We start from the raw sequence: 15,346 nt of genomic DNA, 5'->3' as shown, positions 1-15,346 counted from the left end.
CCGGGATTTCACTCAGCTGCGTCGGAGCTCGCATCATCGACGAGCGGCAGCAGCACCCGGAACGTCGCTCCGGCTCCGGGTGCCGTATCCAGGGAAATCGTTCCGCCGTGCGAGGTGACCAGGGAGTGCACGATGGCCAGGCCGAGTCCAGCGCCGCCGCCGTCGGCGCGGCTGCGCGAGTCGTCCGCGCGGTAGAACCGGTCGAACACGCGCGCCTGCTGTTCATCGGTCAGCCCCGGGCCAACGTCGGCGACCTCCAGAACGGCCTTACCGTCCAGAGTGCCGACACCGATGCGGATCCGTGTGCCCTCCGGAGTGTGCCGGACGGCATTGCCGACGAGATTGGTGACCACCTGCCGCATCCGGGCCTCGTCGGCGTACGCGGGTGCGGCGGCCGGTGCTTCGCCGTTCGGCCCGGTGAGCTCGACCGGCCGGGACGGATCGAGCGCGCGCACGTCGTGCAGCGCGTCGGCGGCCACGGTGCGCAGATCCATCTGCGCCAGCTCCAACGAGTCCGCCGGATCGCGCTGCTCGTCGAGCCGCGCGAGCAGCAGCAGGTCCTCGACGAGCCGGGTCAATCGCAGCGACTCGCGCTCGATGCGGTCCATGGTCCGCTCGACGTCCGCCTGCTCGGTCAGCGCGCCCATCCGGAACAGCTTGGTGAATCCCCGGATCCCGACCAGCGGGGTGCGCAGCTCGTGGCTCGCGTCGGCGACGAACCGCCGCATCCTGGACTCGGACCGCTCCTTGGCCGCGAACGCGGCCTCGTTCTGCGCGAGCATGCTGTTCAGCGCATCGGACAAGCGGCCGATCTCGGTGCTCGGCGCGGCCAGTCCGGGCACGCGCTGGCTGAGGTCGCCGTCGGCGACGCCTGCCAGGGTCCGCTCGATGCGCCGCAGCGGTCGCAACCCGCCCCGGATGGCGAACGACCCCACCACGGTGAGCACGACCAGCAGACCGGCACCGGTGGCCAGCGAGATGGCGTTCAACCGCGTGATGGTCGCCTGCACCCCGTCCAACGAAGCCGCCACCACCACCGTCTCGCGGCGGATCTGCATGCTGGAACCTCCGTCGCTGAGCGCGAAGGTGTTCGAGGTCAGGGTGAGTACCCGCCAGCTGCCCGAACCGTCCTCGCTGGGCACGTCGAACGGGCGACCGCCACGCGCGTCGACCGCGGCGACGTCCAGGTGCGGCAGCGCGGGATCGGTCGGACTGGGCCGCCCCTGGGGGCGCTGCTCCACGATCAGCCCGCCGTCCGGATCCAGGAGCGCGGCGTAGTTGTCCCAGAATCCGCCGCCCTCGCCGACCGGGATCGTCTTCGCGAACGACTCGGGGGACGGCTGCTGCGCCATGCCCGTCGCCATCGGGAGGAGTTGCGCGTCGATCCGGCTGATCAGGTAGCCGTGCAGAAAACCGGTCACGACCGCACTGCCCACGGTCAGCCCGACGGCGAGCAGCAGGCTCGCGATCAGCAGCACCCGTGCGCGCAACGACAGGCCGCGCAGCCTCCGCCGATCCGTCATGCCCGCGGCTCGCGGAGCACGTAGCCGACGCCGTGCACCGTGTGCAGCAGCTTGGCGCCGGTTTTGTCGATCTTGCGGCGCAGGTAGCTGATGTAGGTGTCGACGATGCTGGGGTCGCCGCCGAAGTGGTACTCCCAGACCTGGTCGAGGATCTGCCGCTTGGACACCACCCGGCCCGCGTTGAGCATCAGGTAGCGCAGCAGGCGGAACTCGGTCGGCGACAACCGGATCGGGGTGTCGGCGCGCACCACCTGGTGTCCGGCCACGTCGAGTTCCAGGTCCGCGACGCGCAACGTGTCGCGCAGCGCGGGGCCACCGGAACGCCGGAGCACGGCGTGGATCCGCGCGATCAGCTCCTCGGGGTCGAACGGCTTGGTGATGTAGTCGTCGCCGCCGAGGCTGAGCCCGTTGATCTTGTCCGCGGGATCGTCGCGGGCGCTGAGGAACAGCACCGGCACCGGAACGCCCGTGCCGGCCTGCTTCCGGAGTCGCTGGATCACCTCGAAGCCGTCCATGTCCGGCAGCATCACGTCCAGCAGCACCAGATCCGGGGGGCTGAGTTGCGCCTGCTTCAGCCCTTCGTCGCCACTGGCAGCGGAGGTCACCGCAAAACCAGCGAATCGCAGTGTGGCGGCCAGGAGTTCTCGCACCGTGGGTTCGTCGTCCACGACGAGCAGATTGGTTCCAGGTTCGGATGCCACACTGAGCCTTTCCGGGTAACCCGTCGCGATGTCGGGTAACAGCGACTGAGGGCGCGCCGAAGGGTGGTGCGGTACAGCACGAAGACGCGGAACCTCGGCATGAAGAGGGCCCTTCCGAGATCAACTTCATTGGAAGTCCCGCATCCAGACGAGTGTCACACACACCACAACGCTGCCCGTACGCGACCAGACGGTGCTGCTTCTGTCCGGCCTGGCACGATGAACGACGTCGCCGCAGCACACCCTGTTTACCAGCCGAACCGCAGCGGCGAACGCAGATTTTCCGGTCACGTCAACACTGTTGGCGGCGCTGAGAGGAACCGGCTGCGTAGGGAGTTCGCCGCTGTCACTCGTGATCTTCTTGCTCGGGCCGAACATCGCGCTGCGGCGTCCAGTGAGGACGGTGAAGCCGCATGACCGCAGCAGACGATGACCGCCCGACGCCAAGTCAACCGACGCTCACAGGCAACGGCCCACCCGCAAACGCCGGATTCAGACCGTCAGCGCTGCCGACGACGTTCATGGGCACTGCAGCTGGCCGCGGCGTGGCCGGCGCCACGTCCGTCCGCGCGCGCCACGATCAGCCCGTCATGCACCCGGAACGCGACCTCGGTCAAGTCGTCGATCGAGTTCCAGCCGATGGCCGCAGGAACGGTGCCGCCGTCATCGAACACGATGCGCGGCCGCGGTAGCTCCTCGGCCGCGAACACCCGCCGCAGACAGCCGATCAGATCGACGATCCGAAGTCGGGCCAGCCGACCGATCTCGGCAGGATCGCTTGTCACGACGACGAACGTCACCTCGTCGCGCAGCCGCGCTGAGCGCACCGCCTCCTCGGCTGCGGACAGACGCCCCACGCCCAACACGACGACCACACCATCGTCACCGAGGTCGACCTGGCGGCCGGTGATCTCGTCGCGTAGTCCGCGGGGTGCCGCCCACTGGTCTTTCGCCGACTGTGCCGGAGCGACGAAGGGCAGGTGCGATGGCTCCGCATCGTCGATGGCGGCGATGCTCGCCAGGTGCTCGGCGGCGCGGGCCAGTTCGAACGGATCGCCGACCCCGGGGGCGTTCTCCGCGAGACTGGCCGCGCCGTGGAGCAGGGTCAGCACCAGATCGGCCAGTCGCACCGTCCGGGTGCGCACTGCGGTGCGCGGCTCGAGCGCCAGAGCGAGCAGCAGGGCTTCGAACCGGACGAGTTCGGCCAGCGCGGTCCTGGCCGAGTCGGTATCAAGCACTCCGGACAGCGAGCGCAGCTGAAGATGCCCGCTCCCCGGCGTGTCGCCGGCGAGGGGCAGTCGTTCGAGCCAGACCCGGGCGAACGCGCCGAGTGCCCGCCCCGCGGAGTCGGGCGATTCCCCCGGCGATTCGGCAGAGACTCGGGCCCGTTCGGCGGCGTCGGCAAGCACTGCGAGGTAGAGCGCGCGCTTGCCGGCGAAGTTGGAGTAGACCGCGCCCCTGGTCAGTTCGGCTCGCTCGGCGATCCGGTCGATCTTGGCCTCGACATAGCCGTGCTCGGCGAACTCTTGCCGGGCCGCGACCAGCACAGCTGCGCGGGTCCGTTCCTGCTGCTGCGCGCGGGTCAACCTCGCCATCGTGTCCCCTTCCGCTCGTTTGCCGGTCCATGATACAACCAACATCCAGATGTTGAGAACATCGGAAAATCGCGAACATCGGAGATTGATCGTGGATGGCAAGGGGTTCGAGACCGACGGACTGGTCAAGAGGTTCGGCCGGACGACCGCGGCCGACGGGGTGAGCCTCTCGGCTCCCCGAGGACACGTGCTGGGCCTGCTGGGACCCAACGGCGCCGGTAAGACGACCATCGTCCGCGTGCTGGCGACCCTGCTGCGCCCCGACGCGGGCCAGGTGCGCGTGGCCGGGATCGACGTTCGGCGGGATCCGGCTCAGGTCCGCCGGCGCATTGCGCTGTCGGGGCAGCACACGAGCGTCGACAACGAGCTGTCCGGGCGGTCCAACCTGGTCATGATCGGCCGACTTCTCGACCTCGGTGGCCATGACGCCCGCCGGCGGGCCGACGAGTTGCTGTCCCGCTTCGGCCTCGACGATGCGGCCGACCGGCCCGTCGCCACCTACTCGGGTGGGATGCGACGCCGACTCGACCTCGCCGCCAGCCTGGTGGGACGGCCCGAGGTCATGTTCCTCGACGAGCCCTCGGTCGGGTTGGACCCCGGAAAGCGCGACGAGTTGTGGCAGATGATCCGCGGGCTCGCCCAGGACGGTGTCACGGTCCTGCTCACGACGCAGTACCTCGAAGAGGCCGACGCCCTCGCCGACGACATCACCGTCATCGGCAACGGACGAGTGATCGCGTCCGGCACACCCGCCGATCTCAAGCGCGAGGTCGGCGGGCACACGATCGTTCTCCGACCGGCCGATGTCAGCGACCTCGACCCTGCGGCCGCGATCGTCGCCCGAGTCGCGGGGCGGGAGCCCGACCGATCACGCCGCCACGAACTCATCGTGCCGGTGGCCGGCGACGCGGAGTTCTTCGAGATCACCGCCCAGCTCCGGGGACACGGCATCGAGGTCAGCGAGCTCGCGTTCCGCCTTCCCAGCCTCGACGAGGTCTTCCTGTCCCTGACCGGGACTTCCACCACCGACGCCAAGGATGTCGCATGACCACGACCCTCTCCGAAACCGCCCGGCCCCGACCGCTCGCCACCCTCCGGCACAGCGTGGTTCTCGCCCAGCGCAGCCTCGCCAAGACCACCCGGAACCCGGGCCCGGTCATGAACGGCCTCATCACCCCCGCACTGTTCATGATCCTGTTCCTCTACCTGTTCGGCCGCCCGGTCGCCGGTTCCACCGCCGGATATCTGCAGTACCTGTTCCCCGGAATCCTCGTCATGGGCGCCGGGCTGGCCGGCATGATCTCCACCGGGTCGGCCATCAACCTCGACTTGAAGAACGGCGTCACCGATCGGTTCCGCAGCCTTCCGATCAGCCGCACGGCGCCGCTGCTCGGCTCCGTGATGGCCGACATCCTCCGTTACCTGATCGCCGTGGCGATCCTCTTCGCCATTGGCGCACTGCTCGGGTTTCGGATCCAGGGGAGCGTCCTCGCCGCACTGGGAGCAGCCGGACTCGCAATCCTGTTCGGGTTCTGCCTCAGCTGGCTCACGGTCTTCATCGGCGTCCTGGTCAAGAGCGCCGACGCCGTGCTGGCGTTCAGCTTCATCGCCTTCCTGCCACTCCAACTGGGCAGCAGCCTGGCCGCCCCGACCGACACCCTGCCCGGATGGCTGCACGCCTGGGCGGACATCAACCCCGTTACCCACGTGATGAACGCCTGCCGCGCTCTGCTGAACGGGACACCGGACACCGCAAGCATCAACCTCACCCTGCTGTGGTCGGCCATCCTGTTCGTCATCTTCTGCCCACTCTCAGTCCGTGCCTACGGCCGCCCGGAATGACGATGCCGACCGACGGCACCCAGCCGGAGCGCACCAGTTCCGCGCATCATCGAAATCCGGATCGCCGGTGTCGCGCGACCAACCGACCACCCGTCCCGGCATCGGCATCCCTCGGTCAACTGATTTCCGGAATCGTTTCGCAGAACCCGGAAGCGTCCGAAATCAAGCACGTCGCCACGGCGACCGCACTCGCAGCAGCCCTGAACCACACCGCCCGACAACTCGTCGAGCACTTCGTCAAGAATGCGCGCCGCGACGGAAGGCCGTGGAGCGCGATCGCGGCGGTCTTGGACGTGTCAAAACAGGCCGCGCACAAAAGATTCGTGCCGCGAGTCACGAACAGCCTTCCCGCAAACCGAACCGCACACCGAGGGGACACGACATGACCTGGCCCGAAACCCACGCGACGGACACCAACCTGTTGGTGCTGCACGCCCTGCGCTGCGCCGGCGCCGCCAGCCTCGCCCGGCTCCACACTGTTACGGGCCTCGACGAGTCCGATATCGAGTCCGAGCTCATCGATCTCGGGGCCGACGGTCTCGTCACGCGAATGTCCGGCGACATGTCCGGTTGGTGGCTCACGGACGCCGGCCGCGCCGCAGACGCCAGGCGAATCACCGACGAGCTCGAATCAGCCAATGCCCGCAGCGCCGTGACGGTGGCATTCGATCGGTTTCTCGTTCTCAACCCGGAGCTGCTCGACCTCTGCACGGCATGGCAACTCCGGAACATCGACGGCATCATGCGCGCAAACGACCACAGCGACCCTGCCTACGACTCCCGAGTCCTCGACCGGTTCGCCGATTTCGACCGACGCGCTGCCGCCGTCTGCGCCGAGCTGTCCGCGGCACTGCCTCGATTCGGCCGCTACCGCGACCGCCTCGCCGGAGCCCTCGATCGCGCCGCCTCCGGCGCGCTGGAGTACGTGACCGACAGCACCGCCTCCTACCACACCGTGTGGGCAGAACTGCACGAAGACCTGCTCGCCACACTCGGGATGCAGCGATGAGATGGATTCGCACGATCTCCGCCCAGGTCGAGGAGCCGGCGGAGACGCTGGGCAGCAAGGCACATGGCCTCGTCCTCCTGCACCGTCTCGGATTGCGGGTACCGGCCGGATTCGTTGTCACCACAGCGGCATGCCGCGCTTTCTTGCGGCAAGGGCGTCTTCCCGACGGACTCGACGCCGAGCTCGCGACGGCCATCGCCGACCTCGAACTCACCACCGAGCGCTCCTTCGGCGGACCGCAGAAACCGCTGGCAGTGTCTGTTCGCTCCGGGGCCAGCGTGTCGATGCCCGGCATGATGAGCACGATCCTCAACCTCGGCCTCACGACCGAAGCCACTGCGGGCCTGGCCATCGAGACGGGCGACCGGCCATTCGCATTGAATTCGCGGCTGCGGTTCCTGTCGAGCTTCGCCTCCGCGGTCGCGAACGCGGACGGGGCGAGAGCCACCGTCCACAGAGGAATTTACGAGCGAGGAACCGGGGACGAGGAAGCGCGCCTCACCGATGCGATAGGGGCATTCGAGAACTTCGTTCGAGCGCGAGGCGATCAGCCGATTCCGGACGACGCGACCCGCCAGTTGGAGTTGGCGGTCGAGGCGGTGTTCTCGTCCTGGGACGCGCCACGCGCACAGACCTATCGCGCGGTGCACGACATCCCGCACGACCTCGGCACAGCTGTGATCGTCCAGACGATGGTGTTCGGGAACCGCGACGACCACAGCGGCACCGGAGTCGCGTTCAGTCGCAATCCCAACACCGGTGCGAACATCCCGTTCGGCGAAGTCCTGTTCGAGCACCAGGGGGAAGACGTCGTCTCCGGTAGATCGATGACCCGGCCTCTGCACGAACTCGCCGAGCGGGAGCCGGCAGTGTGGACGGAACTGCTCGACGCCCTGAGCCGGATCGAAGGACACTACCGCGACGCCTGCTACGTCGAGTTCACGTTCCAGGCCGGCGAGCTTTGGATCTTGCAGGTCAGGCCCGGTCGGTTCGTCGGAGGTGCTGCGGTACGAGTAGCCACCGAACTCGTCTACGAGCGGGTCATCGAGCGTCACGAAGCGCTGCTCAGGGTCTCATCGCAGCATCTCCGGCACGCCCGCACGCCACGCATAGCGGCATCCGAGGAGGCCGACATCTTCGCCCGAGGGCTCGGCGCCTGTCCTGGTGTCGCTGTCGGCAAAGTGGCGACCACGGCGGACGGAGCAGTGCGAATGGCCCGGGAGGCCCCGGTCATCTTGGTACGCCCGGAGACCTCCCCGAACGACATGCATGGCCTTGCTGCCGCCACCGGAATCGTCACCGCTCGTGGCGGGCCGGCCAGCCACGCCGCGGTCGTCGCGCGAGCCATGGGAAAGCCGGCGGTCGTGGGCGTCGCCGACCTCACCATCGACGTCGACACCGGCTCGGTAACAGCCGGCGGTCGCACCGTCAGGAACGGCACCCCCGTCACCATCGACGGGACCAGCGGTGAGGTCGCTCTCGGCAGCCCTCGCGTCGTCGCGAACGCAGCCGATGATCACCTCCACCGACTGCTCGAATGGGCCGATGACGTCTCGGGTGACCACTCCGAACGCGACGAATCCGAGCGCCTCGATGCGGCCCATGCCGCACTGCGCCACCGCTGATCCGGAGTGAGCCGCACCAGGCCCGTGGAGGCTGCCGACCGCGGCAACGAGGACGGAGTCCCAGAAGAAGGGCGGGCCCTTCGTCATTCCTCTTCAACCCCATCAGATACCGCATGAATCATCATTGCGAGCCAGTCCTGAAAGGGGATCGGCGATGGCAACTCGGCACGTGTACTTGGTACGGCACGGAGCGGCGGACCCGTTCGGCGAACTGACCGACGTCGGGCAGCGGCAGTCTGAACTGGTCGGGCAACGCCTGGCCGGACTTCCGATCGACGCGGTGTGGCATTCGCCCCTTCCCAGGGCGGTGCGATCCGCGCAGATCGTAGGCACGTACCTGCCGAACGCCGCAGTGCGGGAAGCGGCCGAGCTTGTTGATCACATACCGCACGTACCGGACAACGCGCCGCCGGCCTGGGCGGCGTTCTTCGACGGGTACGGCGCCGAGGAAGCCGCAGAGGCAGAACGCCTCGCCGATGCCCTTACCGGCAGGTTCGCACGCCCCGCCGAAACCGAGACTCACGAGGTCCTGATCACCCATGCCTATCCGGTGGCCTGGCTGGTCCGGCACGCACTCGATGCGCCACCCATGCGATGGCTCGGTCTGAACTGCGGGAACACGGCGCTGACTGCGATCGAGTACCGCGACGGCACGGCACCGACGATGCTGCTGTACAACGACATGGGCCACCTGCCGGCCGATCTGCGTTGGACGGGGTTCAGGACCGGCGTGTGGCCATGAGAGACGTTCATGGTCGTGGACGCGGCGCCCGGCTTGGTGCGATCGTCATCCAGTACACGTGGTTGACGCGGCCCACATCAACGACCTCGCAGGACAGCTGATAGATGGCCCAGCGTTCCAGAAGCTTGAGGGCCTTCACAACAGATCGGTAGCTCAAGCCTTCCGAGTTGATCCGGAAATGCCCCCAGGTACCCTTTTCCTTCGGCAGCACACCGCTTGCCCTGATCCTCTGCTCGACGAATTCCGCTCGCCCACGCACGGATCGAGGAACCACCCCGGAAACAGCGCCGACATCTACCGCCCACGCATCGACACCGCGCATTTTGCCGGCAGGTTCAAGAACCGCTTTCTGCTGGTCGTCGAGATTTGCGATCTTATTCGCCAGCCGAGGAAGTGCGACGAGCCTGACAGCACCGGATTCGGGCGCGAATTCCAGCGGGAGATCCACGCGGTCCCCGTACAGAGGGCCGCCCAGCCGAGTTTTCTTCCCTATGCACTCGAGCGCTTCCAGCCCTTTGGAGTAGAGCCACCCGAACACGACTCGGGGATCGGTTTCTTCGGCCACCGCCGGCGGCACGTGAACCGAACACCAGTAGCCCCATTCTCCGCTCATCACATAACCATCCGGACTAATGAAGTCCTCGTGCCTCACCTTCCAGGGAAATTCAAGAGAAATGGTGACATCGCGCCTGCCGTAGTATTCTCCCAGCCAGGAATTCAGGTCCACAGTGGCATTAAGCGCCCGAGATACAGCGTCCAGCACGGGAACAGCGCAGGAGGCGGACATTTGCCCGGCCCACCATATATCCACCCACCCGGGACCTTTCGGATCAGGGTCTACGATAATGAGTCTGACTTCGCTCGGCTCGTTCATCGGCAACTCTTTCGTTGACCAGGTGGACACACCCCACAGATCCGCTTGTAGCGCATGATCCGCGCGGGCCCCGACAGCCTAGCCCGCCACTTGGCCGGAAAAAGGCCCATACATCCGGTACTCGCACACGGATCGCATATGCGTACGGCGCGGAACCCTTGACCGGCTCACCGGGCGGCCACGCCGCGACCTCGTGGGAGTTCTGCCCGGCAGGCACCTCGTCTCCGGCAGCCGTGTCCGCCGGTGCGCGCGGCGGAGGGTTTTCCCTCACGGACGTCGATCCCGCTGGTGGCGAAGGGGATTGCCGCTTCCGCTCCGCGGGGACCGGTCGGGGATTCGGCGGTTCGGCGAACAACGCGCCCCCACCTGGTGTACTGTTTCACTAGATAACTGGTGAAATGGTCATATGGCCGGGAAGGGCGATCATGAGTGCAGGAGAGGTGCCCGCGGTGCGGACGCACCAGCTGGCCAAGAGATATCGCCGCGGGTGGGCGCTGCGCGGTTGTTCACTGTCGTTGCCCCCGAACCGGGTGGTCGCGCTGGTCGGCCACAACGGGGCGGGCAAGAGCACTCTGATGGGCCTGACCGCCGGCCTGCTCAAGCCGACCGAGGGCGACATCGAGGTGTTCGGGCGGCGCCCCACCGGAAACGGTGCGCCCGAGGAAGTGGCCTACGTGACCCAGCAGAAGCCGCTCTACCCCGGCCTGACGGTGTCGGAGACGCTGCGCTTCGCCGCTCGGATGAACACCCGCTGGGACCAGGGATACGCGGAGCAGCTCGTCCGCTCGGCGGAGGTGCCGTTCGACGCCAAGGTCGGCAAGCTCTCCGGCGGCCAGCGCACCAGGGTGGCGCTCGTGCTGGCGCTGGGCAAACGCCCCGGTCTGCTGATGCTCGATGAGCCCCTGGCCGAGCTGGACCCGCTGGCCCGGCAGGCGACTCTGCGCACGCTGCAAGAGGAATCGCGGCAGCACGGCATCGGGGTTCTGCTGTCCTCGCACGTGCTGGAAGAGCTCGAAGCGGTCTGCGACCACCTGGTGCTGCTGGGCAACGGCCGGGTGCGGTTGGACGGGCCGGTCGCCGATCTCGTGGCGGGGCACCGCGTTCTGCGGGGAGCCGGACAGCTGCCCGTTGCTCCGGGCGACGTCGTGGACAGCGTGCACTCCGGGCAGGAGCAGGTCCTGATCACCAAGCGGCGCGGGCCGTTGACAGGATCCGGGTGGCGCGAGCACGCGCCCCGGCTCAACGACATCGCGCTGGCCTACATGCGCAACAACAACAACAACGCGGAGGTGGCGGCATGATCTGGGTCGCCTGGCGGCAACATCGCGCACAGCTGATAACCCTGGCGGCCCTGCTGCTGCTCGGTAGTGCGACCGTGCTGCTGCTGCATTCCAGCATGACCGGTGACATCGAGGAGCGCGGCCTGCAGGCGTGCCTGTCGATCCGCGAGAAGACCCCCGGCTGCGCGCCGGCGCGGGTGGAGTTCCAGAAGGAATGGTTCGATCTGATCAAGATCGGGCAAGGGGTGGTCTTCGCGCTCCCGGTGTTGCTGGGTGTGTTCTGCGCCGCGCCGATGTTCGCTCGCGAGATCGAGCACGGCACGCACGTGCTCGCCTTCACCCAGTCCGTCAGCCGGCTCCGCTGGATGATCACCAAGGTGGCGGTGCTGCTGCTGCCGTCCGCCGTCGTGGTGGTGGTGCTCCAGTTGCTCGTCGACCGGTGGGTGGCGGCCGCCGGGCTGCTGGGCCCGTTGCGGAGCAGCCCGTTCCAGTGGCTGAACTTCGACACCATCGGGCCGATGCCGGTCGCGCACCTGCTGTTCAGCTTCGCCCTGGGCGCGCTGCTGGGCGCGGTCATGCGGCGTTCGTTGATGGCCTTGACCACCACGCTCGGCACGCTGGTCGTACTGCGCGCCGTGGTGACCAACGTCGCCCCGAACTTCTTGCCGGTGCAGCGCCTCACCACGTCCGACCCGACGATCAGTGCGACGCCCAGTGAGCCCGGGGCCATGGTGCTGGACTCCGGTTTCCTCGGTAAAGGCGGGCAGCTCCTGCGCCCTGAGTCGTCGGACGTGACCTCCTGCCCGATCGGTATGGACTTTGGCGCCTGCTACGCGGAGAAGGGTCTGACCGGGAGCTTCGCCGACGTGATCTACCCGTCCGCGGCGCCGGGTCTGCAGCTGGCCGAGTTCGCCGTGTTCGGCCTCGCCGCGGTCTTGCTGCTGGTGGGAACCGCGTGGACGCTGCAACGGCAGCACTGATCCGGCGGCGCCGGGTTCCGCGCTCGGATGAGCGGGGAGGATTATGCTGGGCCGTATGATCGAGTTCCGGATCGACCGTCGTTCCGGGGTCTCCACGTACGTCCAGATCATCCAACAGGTCAAACAGGCCATGCGATTGGGCCTGCTGGGGCCCGGTGATCGGCTGCCCACGGCGCGTGAGGTGGTGGAGGCGACGGCGGTCAATCCGAACACGGTGCTCAAGGCCTACCGCGAACTCGAACGCGACGGGCTGGTCGAGGCCAGGCGCGGGGTGGGAACCTTCGTGACGCGTTCGCTGGCGAGCGAGCTGACCGCCGTCGAAGCGCCGTTGCGACGCGATCTGGAGGACTGGATGAGCCGCGCGAAGAGCGGTGGTCTCGCTGTGGAGGCCGTCGACGCGGTCTATGTTGCCGTCCGAGACGAGCACTTCCACGTTGAGGGGCCGAACGCATCATGAGCGTTTTGCGCACCACCGGGTTGTCCAAGAACTACGGCCGGAAGCAGGCGCTCCGGGACTGCACCGTCGAACTGCCCGAGGGAAAGGTGATCGGGCTGGTCGGCGCGAACGGCGGGGGCAAGAGCACCTTCCTCGGGCTGGCGGCCGGACTGATCCGGCCGTCGGCCGGGCAGATGCGGGTGTTCGGCGACGAGGTGCGCGGCCGCCTGCACCCGGACGCGGCGTACCTGCCGCAGCACCGCCCGCTGTACAAGGACTTCACCATCGCGGAGATGATCCGGACGGTGGGCGCCGTGAACCAGCGGTGGGCGCCGGAGCGGGTGGAGGAGGCCCTGGCCGCGCACCCGGAGATGGATCGCAACAGCCGCGTCAGTTCGTTGTCGCAGGGCATGCGCACCCAGCTCGCGCTCGCGCTCAGCCTCGGACGGCTGCCGAAGCTGCTGCTGCTCGACGAGCCAATGTCGGATCTCGATCCGCTCGCCCGGGAGGACTTCCTCCGGCTGGTGATGACCGATGTCGCCGAGCGCGGGATGACGGTGGTGCTGTCCTCGCACTCGCTCGGTGAACTGCGCGACGTGTGCGATCACCTCATGCTGCTGCACGCCGGGCAGGTGCTGCTCAACGGTGATGTCGAGGAGATCCTCGACGACCACCTCGACGTCATCGGCCCGGCCGACGACGGATCCTCGGTCACCGGCACGGTGATCCACACGAGGCGAACGGGCCGGCAGCAGCGCTCGCTTGTGCGCACCCCCGGCTCGCTCGCGGCGGGCTGGGAGGGGCAGCGGCCGGAGCTCGAAGGGCTCGTGACGGACTACCTGCGGGCTCGGCAGGGAAGTCGCTGATCACCGCGCCGGTCGAGCGTTCCTGTTCTGAGCGCCCGGCCGTGCAGCCGATGGACAGCCCGACGATCATGGCGGCCCAGATCAGCACGGCGCTCCGGGTGTCCAGCAGCAAGAAGAACGAAAAGGCGACGGCCACCCCGCCGAGGTAGAGCCGCTTGCGCCCGAGCCGGTCGGAGAACCTGCCGATCTGGAGGGGCGGTCGACCCATCTCCGACTCCCTTGCCGAGGACCAAAGCGATGAGCAGACGATGGATACCGCCACCATCCCGCAAGCCCCGAAAACGCCTCTCCAGGTCGCTGACCTGGGAAGATATGTGCCCCCGGTCGGGTTCGAACCGACACTTGGACGATTTTAAGTCGTCTGCCTCTGCCAGTTGGGCTACGGGGGCGGTCAGCACTGCTCGTCGCGGCGGGTGCCGCACCGATTACGACGCAGTGGCGCTTCGCTCGGTTCCCTCGAACTGCTGAAGGACACCTCGTTGTTCCGCCGGGCGCTCGGTCACCAGCTCCCCCAGCCGGTCTTCGCGGTCGAGAGCTCGGCGAAGCGGCTCCGCACCCAGTCGTGCACGGCGGTCGAGACGTCCGCGCAGTCGGCCCGGTGCTCGAACCAGCGCCAGTCGCAATTGACGTTGACCTCGAGAAACACCCATTCGTCGCCGACTCCGAGTAAGTCGAAGCCGGCCACGTCCAGCCGCCACTGCCGGCACAGCGCCAGCAGCCGCTGGACCAGGTCCTCGGGTACCTCCACTCGTTCCACCACGACCGAATCAGGGTCCACCCACAGCTGCGCCGGGTCCAGCTTTTGCACCCGGAAGCCGATCGCCCGATCGCCGATGACGAACACGCGCAGCTCGTGGTCCGAGTCGAGGTACTGCTGGACCAGCACCGGGGCCGGCTCGCGGGCCTCGCCGCTGAGCCGGATGTCCAACGGGCGCGGGAAGAGGCCGCGCAGCGCGCCCGGCTCGGGTTCGAGGAGGTGGTGCCCGGCCGTCTTGACGATGCACCGGCCGCCGCCCGGACGGCTCCGCCCGGGCATGGTGGTCACCGCGGTCCGGGGCACCCGCAGGCCGACCGCCGACGCGCCCTGCAGCTGCGTCAGCCGGTCGAGGTGTTCGGTGGAATGCACCGAATTCACCTGCTCCCAGTCACCTCGGCAGGCCAGCCAGTTCGCCACCGCGCTCCACTGCTCGCGGACGTAGGCGCCGTGCACCGTGGTCGGGTCGACCGGGATAGCGGTGATGTCGAAGTGCCGCCGCCAGACCAGGACCGGCCGCAGCAGCCAGCGCTGGAACTCGATCAGCGGCGTGTCCGTGTAGATGGTGAGGGCGAGGTCCAGGCAGCGGTCGGCATCGATGCGCACCATGCGGATGTCGTGCTCGGCCAGCGCCAGCGACAGCTCGTTCATCTCCATGTCGGCGGCGCGCGCCAGCACCAGCACGCACGGCACCGGGTCGCCGGGCTCATCGGCGACGAGATCCGCGCCGAACATCCGCTCCTGGAAGTCCAGCAGCGTGTCCGGCGAGCGGAAGAAGTAGTCCTGCCCCTGCAACAGCATCGGGCTCGGGCGGAGGAACGGCTGCGCGGCCGCCCCGGGCGGGTTTCCGAGGTCGGCGGGCCGTTCCTCGGCCTCGTCCATGCTCAGTCGTCCTTCTTCCGGAAGACCCGAGATGCTTCCTGGTAGTCCTCCGCGAAGTCCGCGAGCGGACCTTCCTCAACAGCACCGCTCCGCAGTAGGGCGGCAAGTTCTTTCAGCGTCAAGGGATTCACCCCTTCCCCCGTGTGACGCATCCTTTCAGGTGACGAACTCGCTATAGTCTTCGATTTCCCGCTACGGATTGTCAAGGTTAGCCGCCCTCCAGATAGCCCGCACGGA

At 67.9% G+C, this 15,346-nt stretch carries 15 protein-coding genes and 1 tRNA gene; 10 read left to right on the top strand and 6 right to left on the bottom strand.

All coding sequences use genetic code 11. The features are described 5' to 3' along the window. Nucleotides 1–8 precede the first annotated feature (8 nt). The 3 genes from BLW84_RS15515 to BLW84_RS15505 form a co-directional block, all read right to left on the bottom strand. Nucleotides 9–1,523: a sensor histidine kinase gene (locus BLW84_RS15515; RefSeq protein WP_093265967.1), complete on the bottom strand. Its 1,515-nt coding sequence runs from the start codon at nt 1,521–1,523 to the stop codon at nt 9–11. Beyond that, entirely contained in the window at nt 1,520–2,191 is a 672-nt protein-coding gene (locus tag BLW84_RS15510) for a response regulator transcription factor (protein ID WP_342743149.1), read from the bottom strand. Before BLW84_RS15510 ends, BLW84_RS15515 begins: the two co-directional genes overlap by 4 nt. Before the next feature lie 533 nt (nt 2,192–2,724). Further along, on the bottom strand, nt 2,725–3,921 hold the full coding sequence (locus BLW84_RS15505; RefSeq protein ID WP_342743148.1) for a TetR family transcriptional regulator: 1,197 nt from the start codon (nt 3,919–3,921) through the stop codon (nt 2,725–2,727). Here BLW84_RS15505 and BLW84_RS15500 point away from each other — a divergent pair. From BLW84_RS15500 to BLW84_RS15480, 6 genes are all read left to right on the top strand, one after another. Continuing rightward, nucleotides 3,908–4,867, top strand: coding sequence for an ATP-binding cassette domain-containing protein (locus BLW84_RS15500; RefSeq protein ID WP_425441718.1), 960 nt, complete (start codon nt 3,908–3,910; stop codon nt 4,865–4,867). The genes BLW84_RS15505 and BLW84_RS15500 overlap by 14 nt on opposite strands. Beyond that, the gene (locus tag BLW84_RS15495) at nt 4,864–5,661 is read left to right on the top strand and encodes an ABC transporter permease (RefSeq protein WP_093265960.1); all 798 of its coding nucleotides are present in this window, start codon (nt 4,864–4,866) and stop codon (nt 5,659–5,661) included. Before BLW84_RS15500 ends, BLW84_RS15495 begins: the two co-directional genes overlap by 4 nt. Beyond that, nucleotides 5,658–6,047, top strand: coding sequence for a hypothetical protein (locus BLW84_RS47470; RefSeq protein ID WP_177226476.1), 390 nt, complete (start codon nt 5,658–5,660; stop codon nt 6,045–6,047). The genes BLW84_RS15495 and BLW84_RS47470 overlap by 4 nt, the downstream gene beginning before the upstream one ends. 38 nt (nt 6,048–6,085) lie before the next feature. Next, complete coding sequence (locus BLW84_RS15490; RefSeq protein ID WP_218157327.1) at nt 6,086–6,670, top strand: transcriptional regulator; 585 nt, start codon at nt 6,086–6,088, stop codon at nt 6,668–6,670. Then, nucleotides 6,667–8,295, top strand: coding sequence for a pyruvate, phosphate dikinase (locus BLW84_RS15485; protein ID WP_093265957.1), 1,629 nt, complete (start codon nt 6,667–6,669; stop codon nt 8,293–8,295). Before BLW84_RS15490 ends, BLW84_RS15485 begins: the two co-directional genes overlap by 4 nt. Before the next feature lie 154 nt (nt 8,296–8,449). Beyond that, nucleotides 8,450–9,037: a histidine phosphatase family protein gene (locus tag BLW84_RS15480; RefSeq protein WP_093265956.1), complete on the top strand. Its 588-nt coding sequence runs from the start codon at nt 8,450–8,452 to the stop codon at nt 9,035–9,037. A 7-nt stretch (nt 9,038–9,044) separates the two neighbouring features. On the opposite strand, the gene BLW84_RS46185 is transcribed toward BLW84_RS15480, so the two are convergent. Then, a complete protein-coding gene (locus tag BLW84_RS46185) occupies nt 9,045–9,911 on the bottom strand; it encodes a hypothetical protein (RefSeq protein ID WP_143060957.1) in 867 nt (288 codons plus the stop codon). A 425-nt stretch (nt 9,912–10,336) separates the two neighbouring features. Here BLW84_RS46185 and BLW84_RS15475 point away from each other — a divergent pair, with 425 nt between their 5' ends. Genes BLW84_RS15475 through BLW84_RS15460 form a run of 4 tightly spaced genes read left to right on the top strand, consistent with a single transcriptional unit; the run spans nt 10,337 to nt 13,473 of the window. After that, nucleotides 10,337–11,212: an ABC transporter ATP-binding protein gene (locus BLW84_RS15475; protein ID WP_093265954.1), complete on the top strand. Its 876-nt coding sequence runs from the start codon at nt 10,337–10,339 to the stop codon at nt 11,210–11,212. Beyond that, nucleotides 11,209–12,171 carry a hypothetical protein gene (locus BLW84_RS15470; RefSeq protein WP_093265953.1) on the top strand — a complete coding sequence of 321 codons (963 nt, stop codon included), beginning with the start codon at nt 11,209–11,211 and terminating at the stop codon, nt 12,169–12,171. Before BLW84_RS15475 ends, BLW84_RS15470 begins: the two co-directional genes overlap by 4 nt. A 55-nt stretch (nt 12,172–12,226) precedes the next feature. Next, entirely contained in the window at nt 12,227–12,628 is a 402-nt protein-coding gene (locus tag BLW84_RS15465) for a GntR family transcriptional regulator (RefSeq protein ID WP_177226487.1), read from the top strand. Next, nucleotides 12,625–13,473 carry an ABC transporter ATP-binding protein gene (locus tag BLW84_RS15460; RefSeq protein WP_093265950.1) on the top strand — a complete coding sequence of 283 codons (849 nt, stop codon included), beginning with the start codon at nt 12,625–12,627 and terminating at the stop codon, nt 13,471–13,473. Before BLW84_RS15465 ends, BLW84_RS15460 begins: the two co-directional genes overlap by 4 nt. 315 nt (nt 13,474–13,788) lie before the next feature. Here the strand turns inward: BLW84_RS15460 and BLW84_RS15455 are convergent. Continuing rightward, nucleotides 13,789–13,862 (bottom strand) — tRNA-Leu (locus BLW84_RS15455). A gap of 110 nt (nt 13,863–13,972) precedes the next feature. Further along, complete coding sequence (locus BLW84_RS15450; protein WP_093265948.1) at nt 13,973–15,109, bottom strand: ATP-grasp domain-containing protein; 1,137 nt, start codon at nt 15,107–15,109, stop codon at nt 13,973–13,975. Nucleotides 15,110–15,346: the final 237 nt, after the last annotated feature.

This window comes from Saccharopolyspora shandongensis (assembly GCF_900106995.1).
Classification (GTDB): domain Bacteria; phylum Actinomycetota; class Actinomycetes; order Mycobacteriales; family Pseudonocardiaceae; genus Saccharopolyspora; species Saccharopolyspora shandongensis.
Note: the sequence above shows the minus strand (reverse complement) of the source record. Positions and strands in the feature narration are given on the sequence as shown.